20 protein-coding genes are annotated in these 23140 nt (G+C 40.3%); 12 read left to right on the forward strand and 8 right to left on the reverse strand.

Annotated features, from left to right (window positions below; translation table 11 throughout):
• Positions 1 to 78 precede the first annotated feature (78 nt).
• Positions 79 to 783: an SIMPL domain-containing protein gene (locus MKI85_RS01175; RefSeq protein WP_241624188.1), complete on the reverse strand. Its 705-nt coding sequence runs from the start codon at positions 781 to 783 to the stop codon at positions 79 to 81.
• A 473-nt stretch (positions 784 to 1256) separates the two neighbouring features.
• Between MKI85_RS01175 and MKI85_RS01180 the strand changes: the two genes are divergently transcribed.
• Both MKI85_RS01180 and MKI85_RS01185 read left to right on the forward strand, forming a co-directional pair.
• Entirely contained in the window at positions 1257 to 2633 is a 1377-nt protein-coding gene (locus tag MKI85_RS01180; RefSeq protein ID WP_142768242.1) for a diaminobutyrate--2-oxoglutarate transaminase, read from the forward strand.
• Positions 2633 to 4165 carry a pyridoxal phosphate-dependent decarboxylase family protein gene (locus MKI85_RS01185; protein WP_241624191.1) on the forward strand — a complete coding sequence of 511 codons (1533 nt, stop codon included), beginning with the start codon at positions 2633 to 2635 and terminating at the stop codon, positions 4163 to 4165. Before MKI85_RS01180 ends, MKI85_RS01185 begins: the two co-directional genes overlap by 1 nt.
• Before the next feature lie 72 nt (positions 4166 to 4237).
• On the opposite strand, the gene MKI85_RS01190 is transcribed toward MKI85_RS01185, so the two are convergent.
• Positions 4238 to 4729 carry an Lrp/AsnC family transcriptional regulator gene (locus MKI85_RS01190; protein WP_100241289.1) on the reverse strand — a complete coding sequence of 164 codons (492 nt, stop codon included), beginning with the start codon at positions 4727 to 4729 and terminating at the stop codon, positions 4238 to 4240.
• A gap of 134 nt (positions 4730 to 4863) precedes the next feature.
• Between MKI85_RS01190 and MKI85_RS01195 the strand changes: the two genes are divergently transcribed.
• The 7 genes from MKI85_RS01195 (at position 4864) to sohB (ending at position 14555) form a co-directional block, all read left to right on the forward strand.
• The gene (locus tag MKI85_RS01195; RefSeq protein WP_241624193.1) at positions 4864 to 6585 is read left to right on the forward strand and encodes an alpha-keto acid decarboxylase family protein; all 1722 of its coding nucleotides are present in this window, start codon (positions 4864 to 4866) and stop codon (positions 6583 to 6585) included.
• Between the two features lie 136 nt (positions 6586 to 6721).
• A complete protein-coding gene (locus MKI85_RS01200; RefSeq protein ID WP_241624195.1) occupies positions 6722 to 8101 on the forward strand; it encodes an amino acid permease in 1380 nt (459 codons plus the stop codon).
• A 473-nt stretch (positions 8102 to 8574) separates the two neighbouring features.
• Complete coding sequence (locus MKI85_RS01205; RefSeq protein ID WP_241624197.1) at positions 8575 to 9600, forward strand: substrate-binding domain-containing protein; 1026 nt, start codon at positions 8575 to 8577, stop codon at positions 9598 to 9600.
• Between the two features lie 99 nt (positions 9601 to 9699).
• A complete protein-coding gene (gene pstC / locus MKI85_RS01210) occupies positions 9700 to 11079 on the forward strand; it encodes a phosphate ABC transporter permease subunit PstC (RefSeq protein WP_241624198.1) in 1380 nt (459 codons plus the stop codon).
• Positions 11076 to 12467, forward strand: coding sequence for a phosphate ABC transporter permease PstA (pstA, locus tag MKI85_RS01215; RefSeq protein WP_241624201.1), 1392 nt, complete (start codon positions 11076 to 11078; stop codon positions 12465 to 12467). The genes pstC and pstA overlap by 4 nt, the downstream gene beginning before the upstream one ends.
• 13 nt (positions 12468 to 12480) lie before the next feature.
• Positions 12481 to 13392 carry a phosphate ABC transporter ATP-binding protein PstB gene (pstB, locus tag MKI85_RS01220; RefSeq protein ID WP_241624202.1) on the forward strand — a complete coding sequence of 304 codons (912 nt, stop codon included), beginning with the start codon at positions 12481 to 12483 and terminating at the stop codon, positions 13390 to 13392.
• 200 nt (positions 13393 to 13592) lie between these two features.
• Positions 13593 to 14555 carry a protease SohB gene (sohB, locus tag MKI85_RS01225; RefSeq protein WP_241624204.1) on the forward strand — a complete coding sequence of 321 codons (963 nt, stop codon included), beginning with the start codon at positions 13593 to 13595 and terminating at the stop codon, positions 14553 to 14555.
• Positions 14556 to 14836: 281 nt separating this feature from the next.
• Here the strand turns inward: sohB and MKI85_RS01230 are convergent, their stop codons facing one another.
• The 5 genes from MKI85_RS01230 to MKI85_RS01250 form a co-directional block, all read right to left on the reverse strand.
• Entirely contained in the window at positions 14837 to 15472 is a 636-nt protein-coding gene (locus tag MKI85_RS01230) for a DUF2238 domain-containing protein (protein WP_241624206.1), read from the reverse strand.
• A 78-nt stretch (positions 15473 to 15550) separates the two neighbouring features.
• Positions 15551 to 16939, reverse strand: a complete 1389-nt coding sequence (gene purB / locus MKI85_RS01235) for an adenylosuccinate lyase (RefSeq protein ID WP_241624208.1) — start codon at positions 16937 to 16939, stop codon at positions 15551 to 15553.
• Positions 16940 to 16996: 57 nt separating this feature from the next.
• On the reverse strand, positions 16997 to 17731 hold the full coding sequence (gene hflD / locus MKI85_RS01240; protein ID WP_241624210.1) for a high frequency lysogenization protein HflD: 735 nt from the start codon (positions 17729 to 17731) through the stop codon (positions 16997 to 16999).
• Between the two features lie 13 nt (positions 17732 to 17744).
• Positions 17745 to 18881: a tRNA 2-thiouridine(34) synthase MnmA gene (mnmA, locus tag MKI85_RS01245; protein WP_241624212.1), complete on the reverse strand. Its 1137-nt coding sequence runs from the start codon at positions 18879 to 18881 to the stop codon at positions 17745 to 17747.
• Positions 18882 to 18885: 4 nt separating this feature from the next.
• On the reverse strand, positions 18886 to 19371 hold the full coding sequence (locus MKI85_RS01250) for an NUDIX hydrolase (RefSeq protein ID WP_241624214.1): 486 nt from the start codon (positions 19369 to 19371) through the stop codon (positions 18886 to 18888).
• 199 nt (positions 19372 to 19570) lie between these two features.
• Between MKI85_RS01250 and MKI85_RS01255 the strand changes: the two genes are divergently transcribed.
• The 3 genes from MKI85_RS01255 (at position 19571) to acuI (ending at position 22315) form a co-directional block, all read left to right on the forward strand.
• On the forward strand, positions 19571 to 20362 hold the full coding sequence (locus MKI85_RS01255; RefSeq protein ID WP_241624215.1) for a hypothetical protein: 792 nt from the start codon (positions 19571 to 19573) through the stop codon (positions 20360 to 20362).
• 249 nt (positions 20363 to 20611) lie between these two features.
• The gene (locus tag MKI85_RS01260; RefSeq protein WP_241624217.1) at positions 20612 to 21256 is read left to right on the forward strand and encodes a TetR/AcrR family transcriptional regulator; all 645 of its coding nucleotides are present in this window, start codon (positions 20612 to 20614) and stop codon (positions 21254 to 21256) included.
• An 81-nt stretch (positions 21257 to 21337) separates the two neighbouring features.
• Positions 21338 to 22315, forward strand: coding sequence for an acrylyl-CoA reductase (NADPH) (acuI, locus tag MKI85_RS01265; protein ID WP_241624219.1), 978 nt, complete (start codon positions 21338 to 21340; stop codon positions 22313 to 22315).
• A 187-nt stretch (positions 22316 to 22502) separates the two neighbouring features.
• Here acuI and MKI85_RS01270 read toward each other — a convergent pair whose 3' ends face one another.
• Positions 22503 to 23042 carry a gamma carbonic anhydrase family protein gene (locus MKI85_RS01270; RefSeq protein WP_241624222.1) on the reverse strand — a complete coding sequence of 180 codons (540 nt, stop codon included), beginning with the start codon at positions 23040 to 23042 and terminating at the stop codon, positions 22503 to 22505.
• Positions 23043 to 23140: the final 98 nt, after the last annotated feature.

Consider the following 23140-nt stretch of genomic DNA (forward strand, 5'->3'; position numbering starts at 1 on the left):
CGATCTTAAATATGACGTAAATCAAAATAAAATGAAAAAAACCGTGTCAAGAACACGGTTTTAGTCCGCTACTACAAATTATTTAAACTGCACAGTTCCGTTTGCATTCACGGTAATCTTAGATTCTCCAGCAGCAACATCAGGAACTGGTGCGGCTTCAACATCGGCAAATTTCGCCATCGTGTTGCGCATCATTACAGGTTGAGGATAAGAGTTGCTTGTATTGAGGTTTAGGTTGACGAGACTGTATCCAGATTTATTCCAAGATTGGCTCAGCAGTTGTGCGCGTTGCTGGAAGTTTTTCGAGGCTTCAACCATGAGCTCATTTTCAACTTTTTTACGTTGAGCATCCGACACAGTGAAGTTGATAGATTGGGTTTGGAAGTTTTGCTGCAATTCACTGATGAGCTGGCTCGTGGCTTTAAAATCAGTGCTTTCAATTTGAATTTCTGCACGACCACGCCATTCTTTTAATTTACGGCTATCGTTGTCATAAATTGGGTAAGTGGTTTGTGAACCTGTTTCAACTTTGACATTCGGGTATTTGCGTGAAGTGGCAATCGCCTGATTCATCAATTGTGTAATTTGGCTTGCCAGTTCAGCAGGTTGTTTGTTGCTTTTTTCAATATAAAGTACAGCATGCATTTCGTCATTGGAAACTTGACGTGATGCTTCGGCTTGGACATTAACTAAATTGTAGTTTAAAGCTTCTGTTTGCTGTGCAAAAACATTACTGCTGAATAAGCCACCCAAGAGCAGCGAAGAAAGTACAATATGACGCATAAGAAGTAACCTTTATTTGAATTTTCAAATTAATTTAATTCTGTTTATGGTAAAGGGGCTTCATGTGAAACTTTTGCAGGAATTGTGGTGAGTTTGTAATTTTTTAGAGTGAAACCGCACATAGAATAATTCAATAAAAATATATTAAATCAGTAGGTTAATTTTAAAATAATTTACTGGTAAGCGAGGGGATACATGAAATCTAAAAAAAGTTAAAAAAATCATATTTTCTTGCGCTTGTCACAATGTAAGATGATAATAGATGAACAAGTTAACAGTAGATTTTTTTTCGATAAAATTAGGGCGGAAATTTGCTAAAAGTTGTTTATTTTCCTGAAAAATTCGGTATCATGCCGCACCTAGTTTTTAAATAGATACACACTGTCTAACTAGATTCTATAAAGCACCGAGTCAAAGGACCGCAAGTCACCAGACTTATTTCTTTCAACCCATATCAGAGATGGTAATTCGATATGAGCGTTTCTTCTGTAAACCCTGCCACTAATTCTACTAACGAATACTATTTGACTCGCCAAAGTCAGATGGAATCCAATGTTCGTAGCTATCCACGTAAATTACCGTTAGCGATAGCCAAAGCATTAGGTTGCTGGGTTACTGATGTTGAAGGTACAGAGTACCTTGATTGTTTAGCTGGGGCAGGAACATTGGCATTGGGCCATAATCATCCTGCGGTCGTTCAAAGTATTCAAGATACACTTACAAGTGGTATTCCATTACATACTTTAGATTTAACCACACCGTTGAAAGATGCTTTCACGGAAGCTTTGCTTTCGTATCTTCCAGGTGGAAAAGAAGAGTACTGCTTACAGTTCTGTGGTCCATCTGGTGCAGATGCGACTGAAGCAGCGATTAAACTGGCGAAGACATATACAGGTCGTAGCTCAGTCATCAGCTTCTCTGGTGGTTATCACGGTATGACTCACGGTTCTTTAGCAATGACAGGTAACTTGTCTGCTAAAAATGCGGTGAATAGTTTAATGCCAGGCGTACAGTTTATGCCTTATCCGCATGAATACCGTTGCCCACTTGGTTTAGGTGGTGAGGCTGGTGTTGATGCATTAACTTACTTCTTTGAAAACTTCATTGAAGATGTTGAAAGCGGTGTAACTAAGCCTGCTGCGGTGATTCTTGAAGCGATTCAAGGTGAAGGCGGTGTCGTAACTGCTCCAACCAAATGGTTGAAGAAAATCCGTGAAGTCACTGAAAAGCACAACATCGTATTAATTCTTGACGAAGTTCAAGCGGGCTTTGCACGTTCGGGTAAAATGTTTGCCTTTGAACATGCGGGTATCGAGCCAGATGTTGTTGTAATGTCTAAAGCTGTTGGTGGTGGCTTACCACTTGCTGTACTTGGTATTAAACGTAAGTTTGATGCATGGCAACCAGCGGGTCACACGGGTACTTTCCGTGGTAACCAATTGGCAATGGGTACTGGTCTAGTGGTATTAAAAACCATTACTGAACAGAACTTGGCACAAAATGCGCAAGAGCGTGGTGATTTCTTACAAGCTGAATTTAAAAAATTAGCGCAAGAATTCCCATGTATCGGTAACGTTCGTGGTCGTGGCTTAATGATCGGCGTTGAAATCGTTGATGAGCGTAAACCAGCGGATCATATGGGTTCTTTACCTGCTGATGGTCAATTGGCTGCAGCGATCCAAGCGGCATGTTTTGATAACAAGTTATTGTTAGAAAAAGGTGGTCGTAACGGTACAGTGATTCGTTTACTTTGCCCATTAATCATCAAGCAAGAAGAATGTGTGGAAGTGATTGCTCGCTTTAAGAAAGCAATTGCTGAAGCGCTTGTTGCTGTGCGAGGCGCTCAATAATGGTTGATTTTGCAGAACACCGTAAAGCGTTACTCTGCAATGATGCCCAATCTATTGCTGACTACGAGTCAGCAATGGAACAAGCTACCAAAGCGGTAGCGGCATGGTTGCAAAATGACAAAATGTACACAGGCGGCAGCATCAAAGATTTACGTGATGCGATTGCTTTTCACCCGAGTAAAGAAGGTTTAGGTGTACAAAAGTCATTAGATCGTATGGTTGAGCTTTTCTTAAATAAAAGCTTGAAAGTACATCACCCTCACTCGTTAGCACATTTGCATTGCCCAACTATGGTTGCAAGCCAAATTGCTGAAGTTTTGATTAATGCAACCAACCAATCTATGGACTCTTGGGATCAAAGCCCAGCGGGTTCGTTGATGGAAGTTCAATTGATTGATTGGCTTCGTCAAAAAGTCGGTTATGGTGCAGGTCAAGCAGGCGTGTTCACTTCAGGTGGTACACAATCTAACTTGATGGGTGTGCTCCTTGCGCGTGATGCTTGCATCTCGAAAAACTGGAAAGATGAAAACGGTAATCCGTGGTCTGTTCAGCGCGATGGTATTCCTGCGGAAGCTATGAAAAACGTTAAAGTCATTTGTTCTGAAAATGCACACTTCTCTGTGCAAAAGAACATGGCAATGATGGGTATGGGCTTCCAGTCAGTAGTCACTGTGCCTGTGAACGAAAATGCTCAAATGGATGTTGATGCCCTAGAAAAAACTATGGTGCATTTACAGTCAGAAGGCAAAATCGTGGCATGTGTGGTTGCAACTGCGGGTACAACCGATGCGGGTGCAATTGATCCATTGAAGAAAATTCGTGAAATCACCAACAAGTTTGGCGCGTGGATGCATATCGATGCGGCATGGGGTGGTGCACTGATTTTATCGAATGATTACCGTTCGATGTTAGATGGTATTGAGTTGTCTGACTCGATCACGCTTGACTTCCATAAGCACTATTTCCAAACCATTTCATGTGGTGCGTTCTTACTGAAAGATGAAGCGAACTATCGTTTCATGCACTATGAAGCTGAATACTTAAACTCAGCTTATGATGAAGAACATGGTGTTCCAAACCTTGTATCGAAGTCTTTGCAAACTACGCGTCGTTTTGATGCGTTGAAATTGTGGATGACGGTTGAAGCATTAGGTGAAGAGCTGTATGGTTCAATGATCGATCACGGTGTTAAATTAACACGTGATGTTGCGGATTATATTAAAGCAACTGATGGTCTTGAGCTTTTGGTTGAGCCGCAATTTGCTTCTGTCTTGTTCCGTGTAGTACCAGCAGGCTACCCTGTAGAGTTGTTGGATACATTGAACCAAAACGTTGCAGACGAATTGTTTGCACGTGGTGAAGCGAATATTGGTGTAACCAAGGTTGGACAAGTGCAATCATTGAAAATGACGACACTGAGCCCTGTAGCTACATTAGAAAACGTACAGAACTTGTTGTCGCTTGTTCTTGCTGAAGCAGACCGTATCAAAGGTCCAATTCAAGCAGGCACGTATACGCCAGCAATTGACTAATCGTCATGTTGTTCGAAAAAGCCTGGAAATTTCCAGGCTTTTTTTATTGTTGAATTTTGATGGATGAAACACTTAAGCGGAATGGGCATGATGATAGTTGAACCCTTTGGGTTTCAGCAGAAAATGATTCTGTTCCTTCACTTTTTTCAAAACGATGTAAGATTTAATATGTCCAATAAATGGGTAAGTCAGTAAACGTTCCGTTACAAAATGCGAAAGCTGTTCTAAGTTTTCAGCCACAACCTTCAAAATAAAATCTGCATCCCCGCTAATAGAAAAAGCATCCTGAATATTGTCTTCGGCTTCAATGAGCTCTTGGAATGCTGTTTGAGATGTTGCTTCATGGGTTCTTAAATTAATGTGAATCATCGCAGTGACTTCCATGCCTAAGGCTTGTTGCTGAATTCTTGCGGTATAACCTAAGATGATGCCTTTTTGTTCCAGTAATTGGCGTCGTCTGGAACATTGCGATGCTGATAAACCAATTAAATCTCCAATCTCCTGATTGGTGAGACGTCCATTTTTTTGTAGTGCCTGTATGATTTGCCAGTCGAACTTATCCATGCATAAAATCCTTTTGTGATACACAAATCTTGTATTTTTATTCAAATTCGTTTTCATTATGCACGAAATTCACCCGTCAAATGAAATATTATTTTTTCTATGGAATAAAAATTGGTCTCAAAGGATTTCGAGCAATGTTCATGGAAATTGGTGAATTTTTAAATCTTCGTTTAAAGCAAATAGGTATACAGCATCTGTTTGGTGTCCCTGGTGATTTTAACCTGTCTTATCTTGAGCAAGTCGAAGCAGATGCTCAGCTTGAATTTATTGGCAATTGTAATGAGTTAAATGCAGCCTATGCAGCCGATGGCTATGCACGCATTAACGGTTTTGCCGCACTAGCGACCACCTATGGCGTAGGTGATTTAAGTGCGATCAATGGTATTGCAGGCGCTTATGCGGAAAATGTGCCGATGGTACATATTTCAGGCATTCCACCTTTGCATGTGGTACAAAAAGGCATTTTGGTACATCACACGTTGGTGGATGGCAACTACGACAACATTATGAACTGCATGAAGGAGTTCACCGTTGCACAGACTCGCTTAACGCCAGCCAATGCAGCATCTGAAATTGATCGTGTGTTACGTCAGTGTTTTATCGAGCGTCGTCCTGTACATATTCAACTGGCATCAGATATTACCCATGTGAAAATTGAGGTAGATACTCGTCCTCTTGAGCTTCGTTATCCAGCTGTTGAGCCAGATTTACTGCGTAGTGTGGTTGATCAACTGTGCTGCATTCTTGCCAAAGCCAAAAGCCCCGCATTGTTGATTGATAATGAAGCTGCGGTATTTGGCGTAACGGCTCTACTGCATGATCTATCGAACAAATGCTCGATTCCTTTTGCCAGTATGAATACCGCAAAAAACATTATGGATGAGGGTTCACCGCGTTATGTCGGAACCTATGTAGGCGGGGCAAGTCAGCCGCATGTAAAAAATGTGATTGAACAATCGGACTGTTTAATTGGTATTGGGGTGCGTTTTACCGATGTAGGCTCAGCAGTTTTTACCCACCAAATTGCGACTAAAAATTATATTGAAATTAAACCTTATGGTTTGAATATATTTGGTCAGGATGTACCGGGTATTGAAATCGGGCAATTATTGGCTGAGTTAAATAAAAAAGTCGCTCCACGCAAAGCTCCACAACCAGTTTTGACCCAGCAGCCTGTCCAACGTATCGAAGTGCCTGAACAGCAGAAACTTAGTCAAGAACTACTTTGGAATGCGATTGCAGGATTTTTAAAAGAGCATGATGTGATTATTGGGGAAGTGGGAACATCAAATTCTGCATTGTCTGGATTAAAACTGCCTGCGTCTGCTAAATATATTGCACAACCACTTTGGGGTTCTATCGGTTATACCTTACCAGCCTTGTTAGGCAGCTTGCTCGCTGCACCTGAACGTCGACAAATTTTGTTTATTGGCGATGGTTCATTCCAATTAACGGTACAAGAACTGTCGACCATTATCCGTCATGGCTTAAAGCCAATTATCTTCTTGTTGAATAATGGCGGTTATACCATTGAACGCTTAATTATGGGTGAAAATGCTGCCTATAACGATATTCAAAACTGGAACTATGCTGAAATTCCAGCAGTGTTTAATGGAAGCAAAGCTTATCAATCGCATGTGGTTGAAACGATTGGGCAACTGAAACAGGTGTTGGAAAATGTACAGCAGCAAGATGGACTAACTTTTGTGGAGTTAAAACTCCCAGCTATGGATGCCCCTATGAGTTTGAAAAAATTTGCCAACGTGATTGCGCGTTTTGATTATGGCGATCGTGGCTATGACATTTTAACTCAGCGTTCCCAAGCCATTGAATGTAAGAATGCAAGTTCATTTTAAGCAGAAACAGGATCTATCTGCTTAAAAGATAAAAGGAATGAATTAAAGCAAATTTAGTCTGAAGGTCGATTGTGACCTTCAGTGCAGTTGCTGAATAAAGGTGTACAGGAAGTGACACCAATAACGGAGAAAATGTATGGATGAACACAATCAGCATGCTTTGAAGCAGGGCTTATCCAATCGGCATATTCAGCTGATCGCCTTAGGTGGCGCGATTGGGACAGGATTATTTTTAGGTCTCTCACAAACCATTAAACTTGCAGGTCCCTCAATCTTATTGGGATATGCGATTGCAGGGATCATCGCATTTTTAATTATGCGCCAGTTGGGGGAGATGGTAGTGGAAGAGCCTGTCAGTGGTTCATTTAGTCATTTTGCTAATAAGTATTGGGGCAAAATGGCAGGCTTTATGTCGGGCTGGAACTATTGGGTACTGTATGTACTGGTCAGTATGGCAGAATTAAGTGCGATAGGGACCTTTATTCAGTTCTGGTGGCCCGAAATCCCGACATGGATGACAGCACTATTCTTCTTCATCTTAATGAACGGCATTAATTTAGTGAATGTCCGCTTTTTCGGTGAATCAGAGTTTATCTTTTCCTGTATTAAAATTATTGCCATTCTGAGTATGATTGGTTTTGGTGCTTATTTACTGTTCTCAGGTTCAGCTGGTCCGCAAGCAGGCATTGCCAACTTATGGCAGCATGGTGGCTTTTTCCCACATGGTTTGCATGGTTTTGTTATGGCATTGGCGGTAATTATGTTTGCCTTTGGTGGTCTGGAATTGATCGGGATTACAGCGGCTGAAACCAAACAACCTGAGACCACCATTCCGAAAGCGGTCAATCAAATTGTCTATCGCATCCTGATTTTCTATATTGGTGCGATTGGTATTTTACTTTGTCTGTATCCGTGGAATATGGTGGCAGAAGGCGGTAGCCCATTTGTGTTAATTTTCCAGTCATTAAATAGTAATGGTGTTGCTAATGTTTTGAACTTTGTGGTGTTGATTGCTGCCATTTCAGTATATAACAGCTGTATTTACTGTAATAGCCGTATGCTGCATGGCTTGGCAGAACAGGGTAATGCACCTGCGATCTTGAAGAAAGTCAACAGCCGCGGTATTCCAATGACTGCTGCGATGGTTTCAGCAGGCATAACTGCGGTGTGTGTACTGGTGAATTATCTTATTCCGGGGCAAGCTTTCCAGTTATTTATGATGTTGGTGGTTGCTGCCTTGGTGATTAACTGGCTGATGATTTCAGTCACGCATTTGAAATTTAGTAAAGCCATGAAACTGCAAGGACGTCAGACCAAGTTTCAAAGTATTCTGAGTCCGTGGACCAACTACTTAACTATCGCTTTTGTCTGCATGATTCTGATTATTATGGCATTGACACCAGATATGCGTTTGGCTGTGATTTTAGGTCCAATCTGGATGGTGGCTTTAGCCATTTTATATGTGCTCAAATATCGGAAAAAAATGTCGGTATTGCCTGAAGCACAATCGAATTAATCGCTTAAAAGTTTCATCATTTGGAGGCTACCTAACGAACGTGAGGTAGCCTTTTTGTATTTAAGATTGGTTCGCTAAAATAAAAGTTGATGTCATTTCTACAGGGAGGCGTATCTTTTGATGTTGAAAGTCAGGATTAAAATACAATTTATTCGAAACAAAAGACGAATGTTTATACGATAGCAAAGCACAGGTTGGTGCGCTTTATAGCGTATTAAAATGACATCAGGATGAATTGTTACACTTTAACTCTAGGAATCAAATCATAAAAATAAGAATATAATTTATGTTACATGTTGAATATAAAAGAATTTTAAATAAATCATCAATCAATATTCAAATATCATAAAAGCGTCATATTGCTGTAACTTATTTGTCATATTTTAAAATCAAAATGCATATATCGAAAAAAGTACAAAACTGAATAAAAAAGTGGCGTACTTCACATTGCATACATATTAAGAGAGATGAGCATGCGCTTAAACCACATCGCACTTGCATTGGCAGTAACAGGGGCAGCTGTAGCAACAACTGCAAATGCAGCACGTGACACAATCCAAATCGCTGGTTCTTCAACAGTATTGCCATATGCAAGTATTGTGGCTGAAGAGTTTGGTAATACTTTCCCTCAATTCAAAACTCCAGTTGTGGGTTCTGGTGGTACTTCTGGTGGTTTAAAACAGTTCTGTGCGGGTGTTGGTGACAATACGATTGATGTAGCAAATGCATCTCGTAAAATTAAAGATTCTGAATTAGCTGCTTGTAAAAAAGCAGGCGTAAACAAAATTCAAGAAATTAAAATTGGTTATGACGGTATTGTTTTTGCTTCAAATTCAAACAAAGCTGCATTTAAATTAAAGCCTTACCATGTATTTGCTGCTTTGGCTGAAAAATTACCATCAAATGGCAAATTAGTTCCGAACCCGTATACTCGTTGGAACCAAATTGACAAAACACTTCCAAACGAACCAATTACTTTAGTGATTCCTGCATCTAACCACGGTACACGTGAAGTGTTCCAAGAGAAAATGGTTGAAGCGGGTTGTGAATCTTACGATTACTTCAAGAAGTTAGATAAAGATGCTCAAAAGAAAGCATGTTCAACTTTCCGTAAAGATGGCAAAGTGATCGAAATTTCTGGTGACTACACTGAAACTTTAGCTCGCTTGAAAACTTCGCCAAGCGCTGTTGGTGTATTTGGTTTAGGTTTCTATGACCAAAACCGTGACAAATTACGTGTAGCAACAGTAAACAACGTAGCACCATCTGAGAAAACAATTTTGAATGGTTCTTACCCTGTATCACGCCCATTGTTTTTCTACGTGAAAGGTGAACACCTTCAATCAATCAAAGGCTTACAACAATACACAGAATATTTCTTGAGCAAGAAAGTATCTGGTAAAGGTTCTAAGTTAGAAAAAGTAGGCTTGATTTCTATGTCAGACAAAGAGCGTGCAAAAATCCTTGCTGACTTTAAAGCAGGCAAAGCGGTTAAGTAATTCAGTGAAATAGGCGAATGGTGGGATCTCCCACCATTGGCTTTTTGTACTTAGTGAGTTTTTTCAAAGAATGAAAATTGAAAAAACGGTGGAGAATACATGAATCTGCTACTTATAGGCGTGTTACTGGCTTTAATTGCGATAGCCTACCAAATTGGTCTCGCAAAAAGTCGTAACTTAGCAGGTAAGGGAAATAACTCAGCAATGCTACATTCGCGCCCAGGTTATTATGGGGCATTGGTTGCGCTGTGGTGTGGTATCCCTGCTTTTTTAATTTTGATTGTTTGGAATATTGTTGAACCAAATATTTTGCGTCACATTGTGATGAACAATGTACCAGCAAATATTTTAAATGGTTTAGATGCAGCTGGCGTTGAAGTGCTGATTGATCGTGTACAAGCACTCGCTTCAGGATTTGGGGTAAGTGACCAAGCTGCACCATATGAAATTGCAGCGGCACAGCAATTGGCAAAGATAGAAAGTATTGGTTCTTTTGCAAAACTGGCGGTCGTAATTTGTGTAGCTTTAGCTGGTTTGGTTTGGGCGAAAAAACGTATTGAAGGTCAGTACCGTGCACGTAATCAGGTCGAAAAAATTATCAATGTGGGGCTAGCATTGTGTTCGGGCGTTGCTATTTTGACAACAGTCGGCATTGTCATGTCAATGTTCAGTGAAGCGGTACATTTTTTCCATTTTGTTAATCCAATGGATTTCTTCTTTGGTACAGAATGGAACCCTGGCTTTAGCACATCAGGGACTGCAGAAGGGAACTATGGCTTACTTCCATTAATCTGGGGCACGCTCATGGTGAGTGGTATTGCCTTATTGGTTGCCGTTCCTGTGGGTTTGATGATTGCAATTTACCTTGCTGAATATGCATCCTCTGGGTTCCGTTCTTGGGCAAAGCCTGCCATTGAAGTCCTCGCAGGGATCCCGACCATCGTTTACGGCGTATTTGCCTTAATGGTGATTGGTCCCTTCTTCAAAATGCTTGGTGATTCTATTGGCCTCAACATTAATGCAACCAGTGCCTTAACAGCCGGTTTTGTCATGGGGGTGATGATCATCCCATTTGTATCTTCATTGTCGGATGACATCATTACTCAAGTTCCTCGTGCTTTACGTGATGGTTCTTTAGGGCTTGGCGCAACAAAATCAGAAACCATTCGTCAGGTGGTTATCCCAGCGGCATTACCAGGCATCATCGGGGCATTCTTGTTGGCGGCTTCGCGTGCAATTGGTGAAACCATGATTGTGGTTTTAGCAGCGGGGAATAGCCCTTTATTACACATGAACCCTTTAGAAGCTGTTTCTACGGTGACAGTAACGATTGTGAACCAGTTGACGGGTGATACAGACTTTGCGAGTCCACAAGCATTGGTCGCCTTTGCATTGGGTCTGACGCTGTTTGTTATTACATTAGGTCTGAACATTGTTGCACTGTACATCGTGCGTAAATATCGCGAGCAATACGAATGAGTAGATCAAATATTTCTCCTATAGATCAAAATTTTGACGCACAAGCTGCTGCTGAATTACGCGAAAAACGTAAAAAGACAATTGAAAATTCATTGGCTAAACGTCATCGCAAAGAAAATACATTCCGTATTTTTGGTTTTGCCGCAGTCATTTCAGGTCTATTTTTTGTAGTATTGCTGTTCGGTAGTATCTTAATAAAAGGTCTACCTGCATTCTGGCAAACCAGTATTACTGTTCCTGTGTTTTTTGATCCTAGTATTATTAATGCAGGTCCAAAACCAGTGCAGCGTGCAGGTGAATCTCCAGCACAGTTTCAAGAACGTTATGTGGCTTGGCAAACTGAAATGGGCATGGTGGATTGGGATGCACTGATTGTAAATGGCATGATTAAGAAAGATCCAAATCTTGCTGCACAGCGCGATGATTTAACCAGTATCTACACAGGTTCTGAATCATACAGACTACGTGACATGGTCTTTGCTAATCCAGCTTTGGTGGGCAAAACTGAAGACATTAAAATCTTGACTGAAGCGAATGTTGACGTGTGGTTAGCTGGAAATATTGATCGTGATCTCCCAGATGATCAACAACAGCTAAGCCCTGAAGTTCGTCAACTCGCTGATTCTATGGAAGCGAAGGGTATTATTGAAAATACGTTCAACACTAAAATTTTCACCAATCCAGACTCACGTAGTGCACCAGCAACAGCCGGTTTAGCAGGTGCGTTCATGGGATCATTATTCATGATGATGATTGTGATTTTTATCTCGATTCCAATCGGGGTAGCATCAGCCATCTATCTGGAAGAATTTGCACCCAAAAATATCCTTACCGATATTATTGAAGTGAACATTAACAACCTTGCTGCTGTACCTTCAATTGTATTTGGTTTGTTAGGCGCTGCAATCTTTATTGGTTGGATGCATTTACCAATTTCAGCACCTGTTGTAGGTGGTTTGGTTCTGAGCTTAATGACCTTACCTACCGTAATTATTACGACACGTGCTTCTTTAAAAGCTGTTCCACCTTCGATCCGTCAAGCGGCATTAGGTTTGGGCGCATCACGTGTGCAAACTGTTTTCCATCATGTATTGCCATTGGCTTTACCAGGGATTTTAACAGGTGCAATTATTGGTGTTGCACAAGCTTTAGGTGAAACTGCACCATTATTATTGATTGGTATGAGTGCCTTCGTTGCCAGTGTACCAACAACTCCATTAGATCAATCGACCGCCTTACCTGTGCAAATTTTCTTATGGCAGGGTAATGAGTTGCGTAACTTCTTTGAAGGGCGTACTGCGGCAGCCATTATCGTACTTCTTGCATTAATGATTGGATTAAACAGTCTTGCAATTTGGTTACGTAAGAAATTTGAAGTCCGTTGGTAATTGAGGGCAATATATGAATACTGTAGTAAATAACTCTTTAGAGCAGGGCAAGTCAGTGAATCCACAACAGACTCAATTTACATCTCCTGAAGCTGATTCCAAGCGCCAAACTTCATTTATTTCACAGTTTGATACGCAGGCTTCTGCAAAAAAAGAAAATGAAACTGCCAAAGTAAAACTTAGCACCTCTGATGTTCATGTCTACTATGGTGAAGCTGAAGCGATTAAAGGGATTGATTTACAAATTTACCAAAATGAAGTGATCGCCTTTATTGGTCCTTCAGGTTGTGGTAAATCAACCTTTTTGCGTACCTTAAACCGCATGAATGATACAATTGATACTTGCCGTGTAACTGGTAAAGTTCTACTAGACAATCAGGATATTTATGATCCGAACCTAGATGTAGTGTTACTGCGTGCGCAAGTGGGTATGGTATTCCAAAAGCCAAACCCATTTCCGAAGTCTATTTTTGACAACGTTGCCTATGGTCCGAAATTACATGGATTGGCACGTGATAAATACGACTTGGAAGAAATTGTTGAAAACAGCTTACGTAAAGCAGGTCTATGGGATGAAGTCAAAGATCGTTTGAATCAACCAGGTACAGGTTTATCGGGTGGTCAGCAACAACGATTATGTATTGCGCGTACCATTGCAGTCAGCCCTGAAGTGATCTTGATGGATGAGCCATGTTCGGCACTCGATCCAATTGCGACAGCAAAAGTGGAAGAGTTGATTTCTGAGCTTTCAACGCAATATACCATTGCCATTGTGACTCACTCGATGCAACAAGCTGCGCGTGTTTCAGATCGTACCGCTTACTTCCATTTGGGTGACTTGATTGAAGTGAACTCGACTGAAAAAGTCTTTACTCAGCCTGATCATCAATTAACTGAAGCTTACATTACAGGTCGTTTTGGTTAATCAAAGCTACTGTACGCAAACCGCAAATTTGAATTTGCGGTTTTTTTTGCCTTGAATGATTTGTGCTTACTTTAAGTGAAGAAAGTGAATGATTTTAAGGCAATTTTTTATCTTTATATTCTTGCAAAAACCATATTGAATTTTTGCGATAAAAGCCCCATCTTATAGTCAGTCTAAACAAAATTGAGAATTACTTACATATGTTATTTCAATTGCCGAAGTTGCCTGCGGAAATACGAGTTAGTCACTTAAACGCACGCGTAAATGAACAAAGAAAAAAAATTGCGCAAACCACTGCTTCAAAGTTAGAGTTTTTACAGCTTACGCAACAATTGGCGAAAGAAGCGCGTGCACGTAAAAAGAACAATCAAAAAGTCTATGTCTTGGACTTTAAAGGCGATACCGCAGCATCTGCGGTGGATAATATCCGTGAAGAAATCACCCTCATTTTAGCAACCGCTAAGGCAGGTCGTGACCGTGTTGTTGTGCGACTTGAAAGCCCTGGTGGCATGGTACATGGTTATGGTCTAGCTGCGGCACAACTTGTGCGTTTACGCGATGCAGGCTTTCATTTGACCATTTGTGTAGATAAGGTTGCTGCGAGCGGTGGCTATATGATGGCATGTATTGGCAGTGAAATTATTGCTGCACCTTTTGCTGTGGTCGGTTCAATAGGTGTGGTGGCGCAAGTACCAAACTTTAACCGCTTATTGAAAGAACATCATGTGGATTTTGACTTGTATACCGCGGGTCAATTCAAACGCACGGTGACCATGTTTGGTGAAAATACCCCTGAAGGTAAAGCGAAGTTTGAAGAAGAACTGCAACAAACGCATGAATTGTTTAAGCACTTTGTAGAGAAATATCGCCCACAACTGAATATGGAAAAGGTTGCGACAGGCGAGCACTGGTATGGTCGTGATGCACTTAGCTTAAACTTGGTGGATAAGTTGCAAACTTCAGACGAGTACTTGCTGGGTTTGTTGCCACAGCATGATATTTATGTGATTCAAACTCGTCGTAAGCCAACCTTAGGTGAGAAGATTGGATTGCAAGCAGCTCAAATTGCTGACCAACTGGTTCCAACTGTGATGAACAAAGTGATGGAAAGTTTGAGTAAGGCTAATGCCAATCTCGTCCAAATGCGCGATCCTAAGTTATAGGATTGTATAAAGATATGCATGGATAAGCTCACTTTGGTGGGCTTTTTTATTGCTATAAAACACTATATTGGTTTACGTGGATCACAACACCTTGACCTTGGTTAAATGAACTTATTTTATAAAATAGATGCGATCAAACATGATCATTTTGAGCGCATAACCATTCAATGTGAGCCTTCTTAATATAGTCGACATCTATGATTTGATAAAAAATGCTCAGAAAATTCAAAGAAGAATATGTAAGCTTTAAATATTTGGATAAGTTGAAATATCATAAATGCTTAGTCTTGAGTTTTAGCTGGTTGTATTAAATAAATAAAACCTGTAATTAAGGTACCAGCCGTTGCCAGCAGCATGTCCATGTGTGCATCCCAAATATCACCTTGCTGCCCATTGTAATTCTCTGCATCTTCAGGGGAAAGCTGGATAGCAATGAGCCATTCTACCCATTCATAAATGAGACTGGTTGCCATTACAAACTGAATGACCAATAGAAACAGTACATAGGGCTTGAGCTTAGGTATCCAGATCTGAAAGAGGCGATAGAAAAATGGATATAGAAATAGTCCATAGACCAAATGAACCAATCGATCATACATATTCCGTGTCCAACCCATTAATTGGTTCAAATCGAAATTGAAAAGTTGTTGTATCCATTCGTTATAAGGCACATAAGAATATAAATAATGTGCAGCTAGAACATGAATCAGCAGAAAACTTAAATACAAAGCAAAAGTGATAAAGTCTAATCCTATCTTTTTTAATGTAATTATTAGAGTAATCAGCATAAATACAGTGCCTGCTTGATGCAGTAGATAGGACTCGAATTCTAGGGGTTGAATACTGGCGATGATAATGGCGACGGTAATGAGTGCAAGACAAATCCAGTGTTTAAACGTCAGTTGATATTCAATCATGTTGTTATATTCGTATCTGTTATAAAGCAGGGCATAAAAAAGCGAAGCCTAAGCTTCGCCTTTCAAATTAACAGCTAATTAGATTTTAGCAATTAAATCTTTAATTTGTTTTGCTTGTTCTGCTGCATTACCAGTATAGCTAGCAGGTGTCATTTCAGCTAAACGAGCACGATCAGCTGCAGGTACAGCTTCAAGTTCAGTTCCGTTTACGAAGTCAACCATCATGTCACGTGTCATTGCTTGACCACGAGTAAGGGCTTTCAATTTTTCGTATGGTTTTTCGATGTTATAACGACGCATAACAGTTTGAATAGGTTCTGCTAATACTTCTTGAGCATTGTCTAAATCTTCAAGAATACGTGCAGCATTCAGTTCAAGTTTACCAATACCTTTTAAGCAAGCTTCAAAAGCAATTAAGCTTTGCGCAAAACCGACACCCATGTTACGAAGAACAGTTGAGTCAGTTAAGTCACGCTGCCAGCGAGAAACTGGTAATTTTTCACCCAAGTGCGCCAATACTGCATTAGCAAGTCCTAAATTACCTTCTGAGTTTTCGAAGTCAATCGGATTCACTTTGTGCGGCATAGTTGAAGAACCGACTTCACCATCTTTCAGTTTTTGCTTGAAGAAACCTAAAGAGATGTAGCCCCATACGTCACGGTTAAAATCGATCAAAATCGTGTTGTAACGACGTAACGCATCAAAAAGTTCCGCCATATAGTCATGTGGTTCAATTTGCGTGGTGTACGGGTTAAAGTCTAAACCTAAAGATTCCACAAAAGCTTGTGAATGCGCAGGCCAGTTGATGTCTGGGTAAGCTGACAAGTGTGCGTTGTAGTTACCCACAGCACCATTGATTTTGCCCAGTAATTCCACATTTTGGAATTGCTTGATTTGGCGTGCTAAACGGTACGCCACATTTGCCATTTCTTTACCCAAAGTAGTTGGGCTTGCAGTTTGACCGTGGGTACGAGAAAGCATTGGTTGTTCAGCATGCTTTTCAGCCAATGCCACAATCGCGTCAATAATTTGCTGCATAGAAGCAACCAATACATCACGACCATTTTTCAACATTAATGCATGTGACAAGTTGTTGATGTCTTCAGATGTACATGCAAAGTGAATGAATTCACCTGCATTTTTTAGTTCATCAATGTTGGCAATTTTTTCTTTTAAGAAATATTCAACCGCTTTTACGTCATGGTTGGTTGTACGTTCAATTTCTTTAATGCGATTCGCATCTTCTTCAGAAAATTGAGCAACGATAGCATCTAAAGCTGCATTTGTTTCAGCGGTAAATGCTGGAACTTCAACAATTTCAGGGTGGTTCGCAAGCGCTTGCAACCAACGCACTTCAACAGTCACACGAGCATGGATTAAACCAAACTCAGAGAGGAAAGGACGCAAAGCATCACATTTGCTAGCGTAACGTCCATCTAATGGAGAAAGTGCAGTTAAAGCGTTCATGGTGATTCCTTAAACTTTGGAATAAAACGTAAAACGAAAGTTTCGTGCAACATCAGGTTAGACCACCTGATACTGCAAACGAGCGAGATCTTGAATATCTTGGAGCAGTTTGCGTTTGCTAAAAATCATGCCCCAAGAACTTCCTCCTAGCTGACGCCACAAATGTGCCATTTGTAGCCCAGTAAAGAGGGCAGCGCGAATGCGGTTGGTATGAGCTGCATCTTTAAAAGCTTCTGCATTGCCACGTACCATAATCCGAGGATTGATTTGTCCTGCGGTATCGACATAGGTTTGGGCTAAGTTGGCGAGAATGCTTGGATGCGTATAGTTATTATCGAAAAATGAGAGTTGTTTCAGAATTTTTTGTTGTGATTTTTCAATAATTTCCACAAATTTGGGATTGCTATAGACTTTCTTTTCTAATTGTAATAATGCCATGGCATAAGACATGGGAAGCTTGGCATTGGAAAGTTTAGGTAAACGAGACTTGGGTGCTGGATTAAACGGTTGGGTAATACTACTTTCCAGTGTTTTTAATCCTAAGGAGATATCCGCGAGCTGATTAAAAAAATCTAAAGTTTGACAAGAATGGTTAGAGGTCGGACGGATATTCAGGCTGGCTTTAATGAGCTGCTCTAAATAGAAATTCCCGCTATCTCCGATGCTTTGTCGCCCAGAAATAGCGGTCATATGGGTAAGTTGTGTAGCCTGAAACACAGCCGCAAGTGCCAAAGCTCGATTTTGGCGTTGGCTCAAAGTTTGATGAGGCTGTTGAAACGGTAACTCAACCATACCGAACAATCCTTTATTCAATAAAATCTGGCTTAGGGGCATTGGTATGATGAATCACGCCACCACCTAAACACACATCATCTAGATAAAACACAACACTTTGACCAGGGGTTACAGCACGTTGCGCTTCATCAAACTCAACCCGAACACCATTTGGCATCGAGTCATCTTTATATAATACGCAAGCTTGGTCGGGTTGGCGATAACGGGTCTTTGCTGTACAGCGGAAACCTGTTTCTGGAATTTCTTGTTCACCTGCAACCCAGTCAATTGCTTCACTCCAAAGCATAGTGCTTTGGATTAATGGGTGATCATGACCTTGACCGACCACGAGGCGGTTATTTTCAATATCTTTGTGTAATACGAACCAAGCACCTTCTTCAGCACCTTTCATACCACCAATGCCAATACCGCCACGCTGACCGAGCGTATAGTACATTAAGCCGTGATGTTCACCAACCTCTTTCCCGTTATCGAGGACAATTTTCCCAGGTTGAGCAGGTAAGTATTGCTTCAAGAAGTCATTAAAACGACGTTCGCCAATAAAACAAATGCCTGTTGAGTCTTTTTTCTTCGCCGTGATTAAACCTAGTTCTTCAGCAATGCGACGAACTTCAGGCTTTTCAATTTCACCAACAGGGAATAAGGTTTTATTAATTTCACGTCCATGTACGGCATGTAAGAAATAGGTTTGGTCTTTGTTCTGATCTAAACCACGCAGCAGAGGTGCGTATTCTTCACCACGAGAATTGGTCATGGTTTCACCACGACGGCAATAATGACCCGTCGCAATAAAGTCTGCGCCTAAATTCACAGCATGGTCGAGGAAAGCGCGGAATTTAATTTCTTTATTACACAGGATATCTGGGTTTGGGGTACGACCTGCGGCATATTCAGCAAGAAAGTGCTCAAACACACGATCCCAATATTCCATCGCGAAATTGGCGGTATGTAATTTAATCCCGATTTTATCGCAGACAGCTTGAGCATCAGCCAAATCTTCCATGGCAGTGCAGTATTCCGTGCCGTCATCCTCTTCCCAGTTTTTCATGAAAAGTCCTTCAACCTGATATCCTTGTTGAAGAAGAAGCGCTGCAGATACAGATGAATCTACACCACCAGACATACCGACGATGACACGTTGTTGCATAGGATTAAGCATCCAGATTTGAAATTAAAGGAGAGTTTTGGTGCTCATAAATGAGCGATAACGGGTATTGCTGCCCAGCAAGCGCATCTTTCACCGCTTTAATCACTAAAGGGCTTCGTGCGCGAGCGGTTTCTTGAAGTTCATCAAAGGTCATCCATTTTGGACCGACAATCCCTTGATCGAGTTCAGCTTCAGGAAAATACTCTAAGACATGCGCTAAAAAACAAAATCTAAAATAAGTACGGTCAGGGAACATAGGCGGGGTGTAGGTATAAATACCTAACAAGGCGTCTACTTCAACCGCATGACCTGTTTCTTCCATGGTTTCACGAACTGCTGCTTGAATAATACTTTCACCACATTCAACATGCCCAGCTGGTTGGTTAAACACGGTATGTGCCATACCTTCGCTGTGTTCTTCGACAAACAGAAATTTTCCGTCTTTTTCAACGACAGTGGCTACGGTGACATGAGCTGCCCAAGCGGTCATAAAAAAGTACCATGGAGTAAAAGGCATATTCTACAAAATTTAGGGGGGGATGGCTATGTTGACAGGCAGTTTTCTTTGGGGTAGCTATTTCACAATTTCTTTCATCCTAAGATTTATTTTTTTAAGCGGTATTGTGTTAATTTTAGAAAAAATAAATTGATTGAAACTAAAAAAATAAGATTAATCAAAGATAAGATTAATGCCAAAAACGATAGTGATTTCTTTATGTTTGATTTTCCTCACAGGATGTTTCCAGCGAGAGGAACCAGTGCTTCCCCAAGAGGGAGAGATTGTGACATGGAAACAAAATGATCATTTAGTTGTTAAAGCTAAATTAGGTGAAAGACGAAAACATATAGTTGATACACATTGTAGACGATGTGAGGCTGAATTTTATCAACCAGAGCATGAGCATTATTTGGGACAGTTTCCAATAGATTATGTTCCTGAGACATTTCCACCTATTAGTAAAAAAGAAGCAGATAGTCTCCCGATCCCTCTTGCAATTAATCAACTTGAATTTAATTTAGTTTTAAATGGTTCAATTATGCAAGCAATAGATGAATCAATTTATGTTGAGGATGGTTTAGATGGTGAAGATCAAGTAAAAGTCATGGTTTTTAATGAAATAATAAAAAATAGAACAAGTAAAATTTATGAATATTCTCAAAAATCTAATTATTCTGATTTTGAATTTTCAGATGCTAAAAAATGGAAGAATAAATATGGATTAGATTGTTGGTTATTTTTAAAAACAAATAGTATTCATTGTTACGGGAAGTCTAGTTATGACAAATCAACCGGAGTTTTGTTGAAGCAAATGAATGCAAATTGGATATTTGCAGAATCATTTGAACCAATATATGGAGGGATACGAGTAATATGGAGAGTTGATAAACGTAATTTACACCATTGGCGTGAAATAGACTCGGCAATTTGGCGCTTGTTAGAAACGTGGAATGTCTCTCCAATTTCGGTTTCACGTCAGTAAATTAGTTCATTAAAAGCCTTACCAATGTGCAAAATTATGAGTTGTCTTGTTAAATAATTTTAGTAAGTGAAATGTTGATTCTCTTATATCGGTATTTAGTATTGATTTAAAAACTAAATTTCTGAAAGAGAAAGTTATTGATTCTTGGGAAAATGACTGGTCTTATATTCCCCAAATTTACATATGCTAGAAAAACAATTCGAATTTAACACTCTTGCTATTTCTAGATGCTAAGTCTATTTTCATTATATGAATTATTCTTCTTTACCGAAACGACCTCGCGGCAGACCAACCAAACATGGTGGTAACTATGCAGACACGAAAGATGTGTTAATCCGCAGAGGGATCGAGTTACTGACTGAACGTGGTATGAATGCCATGAGCTTGGACGATCTGATGAAATCAGTCCAAGTGCCTAAAGGGTCTTTCTACCATTATTTTGCAAATAAAGAGGCTTTTATTTTAGAAGTCTTAAATGCGTATGAGCTTTATTTTGTGAAGCGATTAAAGCAGTTCTTAAGCCAACCCGATCTTTCTCCATTAGAAAGGCTGCAAAATTTTGTAAAAGATGCTGGTGAAAAACTGCAAAAATACGATTTTAAACGCGGTTGTATTTTAGGCAACTTAGGGCAAGAAGTTTCGTATTTACCACCTGAGATTATCGCCCGAATCGAAAGTATCTTTAAGGTCTGGGAGAAATTAGTTTCAGATTGTTTGTATCAGTCAGATGCAAAATATAGCGTAGTTGATTGTGATGAGGCTGCTTATCAGTTTTGGATTGGGTGGGAAGGCGCGGTACTGAGAGCACGCTTGGTCAAATCTACTAGTCCTTTAGATGCATTTTATCGCTTGTTTGCGGTCGGTGTAGAGCAACTAACTCATGTTCAAAATTAAGTAAAAAATAAATGCAGATGTATGCATTTATTTTTTACTTAATTCTAGGCAAGTGGTCTAATTAAATAAAGAGGAAGTTTTATGTACAAGGGTATTCAAATCACTAAAGATGATGCGGGTTACAGCTCAAAAATTACAGAGATTGCCGTAAAACCTTTGCAAGAAGGAGAGGTTAGAGTCGAAGTAAAGTATTCAACATTAAATTATAAAGATGCATTGGCGATTACTGGGCGTTCTCCAGTGGTGCGTAGCTTTCCGTTGACCCCGGGCATCGATTTTTCAGGTGTCGTAATTGAATCAACACATCCAGCATGGACAGAGGGAGATGAGGTTATATTGAATGGTTGGGGCGTGGGTGAAAAATATTCTGGAGGACTGGCTGAGCAAGTGACGGTTTCAGGTGATTGGCTTATCAGAAAACCTTCAGCCTTTTCTTTTAAGGATACGATGATTATTGGCACAGCAGGTTATACCGCTATGCTATGTGTTATGGCTTTACAAAAGCACGGTATCCAGCCGAGTGATGGAAAAATTTTAGTGACGGGTGCAAATGGCGGCGTGGGTAGTATCGCTATTATGCTTTTGAAGCATCTTGGTTATGAGATAACCGCTTCAACAGGTCGACCTCAAGAATCAGAATATTTAACCTATTTGGGTGCGAGTGAAATTATTGATCGTGCTGAATTATCTTCGTCAGGAAAGCCATTGAGCAAAGAAGTTTGGGCTGGTGTGATTGATACTGTCGGTAGCCATACTTTGGCAAATGCGTGTGCTGGAACCCAATATCGCGGTGCTGTTGCTGCGTGTGGTTTAGCTGGTGGTATGGATTTCCCTGCTACAGTTGCTCCGTTTATTTTGAGAGGAATCACGTTATATGGAATTGATAGTGTGATGGCCCCAATTGAATTAAGAAAAGAAGCTTGGCAGCGTTTGGCTAAAGAATTAGATCAAACAAAATTGGAAACAGTAACGACTGAAATTCAGTTAACGGATGCTATCAATATTTCAAATGATATTTTAGATGGAAAAGTCAGAGGTCGAGTCGTTGTAAAACTATAATCTGAAAAATTCATCCATAAGGACTTATTTATGAATAAGACTGACAGATAAATATGAATACGCGTTTTGGTAAAGGGGTATCATTTTAGTCCTCTAGAGCCACCTTTCTTAATCATAATGGTTCATCTGTAAAGCATAAAAAAGCCCCAATTTAAGGGGCTATTTAAAATAAACTTTATGCTGAATATTAATCTTGTTCTCGGTAATTGTTTGCTACTTTCACATAATGGCGCGCAGAGTATGTTAGAAACTCTTTTTCTTTCTCGGTTAATGGGCGTGCTTTTTGGACTGGGCTACCAACATAGAGAAAGCCACTTTCAAGACGTTTACGCGGCGGCACAAGACTACCAGCGCCAATCATTACGTCATCTTCGATAATTACATCATCCAATACAATACTATTAATTCCGACCAAAACACGATTGCCAATCGTACAACCATGCAAAGTTACATGATGTCCAATGGTGACATCTTCCCCGATAATAAGGGGAGAGCCATTTGGTTTGGCATCATTTTTATGGCTCACATGCAGCATACAGTGATCTTGCACATTGCTGTATTTACCAATGCGAATACTATTCACATCACCGCGAATTACGGCAAAAGGCCAGACGGAAACATGATCAGCCAGAACGACGTCTCCAATTACAACAGAGGCATCATCAACATAGCAGCTCGCATCAATCTTTGGTTTGCTATCGAGATAAGGTCGGATATTTTTTTTCATGTTGTTACAGCATCATTCAGCAATTTACATCAGAGTATAAAAGAAAAAAGCACTCGTATTTGCATACGAATGCTTTAACTTTAGTTTAAGCAGTTAAG

Origin of the sequence: Acinetobacter zhairuonensis, from assembly GCF_022601715.1 — a bacterium.
In the GTDB taxonomy this organism is placed as follows: domain Bacteria; phylum Pseudomonadota; class Gammaproteobacteria; order Pseudomonadales; family Moraxellaceae; genus Acinetobacter.